Below are 2706 nucleotides of genomic sequence, written 5' to 3'. Positions count from 1 at the left end.
AAAGAACGAAATCTAAATCCTGTGCTTGACTTGGAAATGTCTGTATAGGACATTTCTATTTGGTTATTAGGTAGGACATTTCTACTTGGGAATAACAACAGAATTGCGTATAAGAGATTTTATGTTAAATAAAAAAAGCCAATCTTATAAAGATTAGCTTTTTTTAATATCTGGATTGGTAGCGGGAGCTGGATTTGAACCAACGACCTTCGGGTTATGAGCCCGACGAGCTACCAGACTGCTCCATCCCGCATCAATACGTTCTTTATATGCTGTATTTATAAGTTTAACAACCAATAAAATAATAACTCTAGCTAGTTGTTCACTTATTCTGCTGAGTTACGATTTTTAGGTTTATATTGCTCTTTAGGTTGCCAGTTTTCAGCTCGCTCATCGAGTACAATTCGTTGTGTACCATATGAGTCATCTGTAGTTAAATCTGAAAGATTGTTATAAACAGTCTGTCTCGATGTACCTTTATATTTAGCAAAGTCTGATATAGACATTACATGGGGTTTCATTCGTAGGCTCCAACCATACAATAATGTTTGACATTTTTGTCAAACATTGGTACTTTGATCGTGTCAGCAATCTTAATTTTTTTAGTAGGTTTAAATGAGCCAAGCAATTAACTCTCCATTTCGCTATGCAGGTGGTAAATTCTACGCAAGAAAATTGATCCTCGAGCATGTTCCAGATCATACCTGTTACATAGAACCATTTGTAGGTGGTGGCTCAATTTTCTTTGCAAAAGATAAAGTTGAGACAAATATTTTAAATGACGCTGATCCTGATCTTATTAATACATATTTAATTATCAGAGATAGGGTTGATGATCTGGTTGCTGCTTTGGATGGAGAGCAGGCTTTAAAAGAACGACATACTTGGTATAAGAATGAATTTAAGCCAATTAATGAACTAGAAAGAGCTGTACGTTGGTATTACTTAAATCGCACATCATACTCAGGAATTATGAATCCGAAAAATTGTTATTGGGGGTATGGTGATAAATATAGTATGCGCCCAGAAAATTGGGGTCGTAGCCTAATAAAAACATCAGCTAAATTACAAGGTGTTGAATTTACTAACCTTGATTTTGAGGATGTTATTGATAATGCACCTGATGGAGCATTCTTATTTGTAGATCCACCTTACTTCAATGCTGATCAAGATAAATTCTATACGTTCTCTTTTAAGAAGGAAGATCATTATCGCTTAGAACAGTGTTTATTAAGAAATAAAGGACGTCTATCTTTCTTAATTACTTATGATAATAGTCCTGAAATTAGGGAGTTATATTCTTGGGCTAATGCGATGTTAGACAAAGAGTGGAATTATACAATTAGTAGAACTGATGATCAGACGAAGAATAAGAGTCAGGCTCCTGAAAAAGCATCTCGTTATAAAGGGAAAGAAGTATTTATAACGAATTATCAAGTAAAGGAGCCTGAAGTTTCTGAAAATTTAGAATTAACCTTCGATGAAGTTTAATAGTAAGTTTTCAATATTTGATATATGAACCCATCTATTAGATGGGTTTGTTAAATTATCATGATTAAATTTTAACAACGGATAATTTGGTATAAATCCACAGTTTTGATTATTAGAGCATTTCTTTCTTGTGCAAAGAACCTCATTTGTTTCTGAAATAATTAAATCACTAGCCCTAGCAACGTACATATCATTGAAAGCAGCATCTTGATACTGTTTTTCACTTAGCCCAACACCATATTTTTGTTCAAGGAAGCTTTGTCCTAAGGCTGATGGATCCCAAACAAAGATTCCATCTTCATTCGTGCTATAGAATGCATTAGCAAGTGAAGTGATTACTAAGTCAAAATCACCAAGTAAATATTGGTCATTATGAACACTTAAACTTTCTTCAGACATTCCCCTAAGTGGAGCTAAACGACGTACTAACTCTGGGCCCAAAGTTCGACTGCGCATACATTTGATTTTAAAAATACTTTCATTTGTCTGAAATTTATATTGTCCTTTAGCTGACAATTTACATTCGATAGTAATTTCGGTATTTGTCGGTAAATGCTTGATAAGTACGTCTTGGTCATGGCTTCCTAATTGTGGATTTACGAATGGTTTAGATACATGCCATATGTTCTGATTAAGGACTTGGGATAATCTATCTTTGACAGAAAATTCAAAAGCTTTTCCTCTAATCATTGGAATGACTTTTGGATCTTTTAATGTTGCCCCTAAATGTTCTAAAGGTAGATTATATAGTTCACAAAAATCTATAAGTTCCTGATTCATCTTTTACTCCTCTTAATCTATTGAGATGAACAGTACTCAATTTTTGTTAGATAAAACAGGTAAAAAGAATTAGAGGTTTAATATTTAATCGAAAAGTAAAAAATGATTAAGATATGAAATTGATTAAATTTTCTAAAATTAACATAATACACGTTATACGAAGGCAAAAATGGGAGCTATAAGCTCCCATTTTTAATCTTTAATTCGCTTTTTCGCTTCGTCATAAACTATGCTATCAGCTCGTTTTCCGACGGTAATGAGCAGGATAACTACCTGATCATCTTTAACTTGATAGACAAGTCGGACACCAGCTTTTAATAATTTGATTTTATAGCAACCTGCAAGATCGCCTCTAAGCATATTCTTTGGAATATGTGGCTGCTCTATGACTTTGGCTAGTTTCTTTTTAAATTGATCTCGTATAGCAACAGGGAG

4 protein-coding genes and 1 tRNA gene are annotated in these 2706 nt (G+C 33.6%); 1 reads left to right on the top strand and 4 read right to left on the bottom strand.

Features of this window, described 5'->3' with window-relative positions:
- Window positions 1-176 precede the first annotated feature (176 nt).
- Together ACG9ZB_RS16580 and ACG9ZB_RS16575 are read right to left on the bottom strand one after the other, a co-directional pair.
- Window positions 177-253 (bottom strand) — tRNA-Met (locus ACG9ZB_RS16580).
- A 73-nt stretch (window positions 254-326) separates the two neighbouring features.
- The gene (locus ACG9ZB_RS16575) at window positions 327-521 is read right to left on the bottom strand and encodes a hypothetical protein (RefSeq protein ID WP_225543856.1); all 195 of its coding nucleotides are present in this window, start codon (window positions 519-521) and stop codon (window positions 327-329) included.
- A gap of 94 nt (window positions 522-615) precedes the next feature.
- Here ACG9ZB_RS16575 and ACG9ZB_RS16570 point away from each other — a divergent pair, with 94 nt between their 5' ends.
- Window positions 616-1491 (top strand): DNA adenine methylase, encoded by an 876-nt coding sequence (locus ACG9ZB_RS16570; protein ID WP_329760577.1) that lies wholly within the window; start codon window positions 616-618, stop codon window positions 1489-1491.
- On the opposite strand, the gene ACG9ZB_RS16565 is transcribed toward ACG9ZB_RS16570, so the two are convergent.
- Both ACG9ZB_RS16565 and ACG9ZB_RS16560 read right to left on the bottom strand, forming a co-directional pair.
- Entirely contained in the window at window positions 1471-2271 is an 801-nt protein-coding gene (locus ACG9ZB_RS16565; protein ID WP_329760579.1) for a hypothetical protein, read from the bottom strand. The genes ACG9ZB_RS16570 and ACG9ZB_RS16565 overlap by 21 nt on opposite strands.
- A gap of 192 nt (window positions 2272-2463) precedes the next feature.
- A partial coding sequence (locus tag ACG9ZB_RS16560; protein WP_419326792.1) for a type II toxin-antitoxin system RelE family toxin occupies window positions 2464-2706 on the bottom strand: 243 nt, incomplete at its 5' end.

Origin of the sequence: Acinetobacter johnsonii (assembly GCF_048551975.1) — a bacterium.
Classification (GTDB): Bacteria; Pseudomonadota; Gammaproteobacteria; order Pseudomonadales; family Moraxellaceae; genus Acinetobacter; species Acinetobacter johnsonii_A.
This window is presented reverse-complemented; position numbering and strand designations above follow the sequence as displayed.

Bases quoted from the DNA above. Each gene is read 5' to 3' on its own strand.
- ACG9ZB_RS16575 (WP_225543856.1), bottom strand. From the start codon at position 521: ATGAAACCCCATGTAATGTCTATATCAGACTTTGCTAAATATAAAGGT.
- ACG9ZB_RS16565 (WP_329760579.1), bottom strand. From the start codon at position 2,271: ATGAATCAGGAACTTATAGATTTTTGTGAACTATATAATCTACCTTTA.
- ACG9ZB_RS16570 (WP_329760577.1), top strand. From the start codon at position 616: ATGAGCCAAGCAATTAACTCTCCATTTCGCTATGCAGGTGGTAAATTC.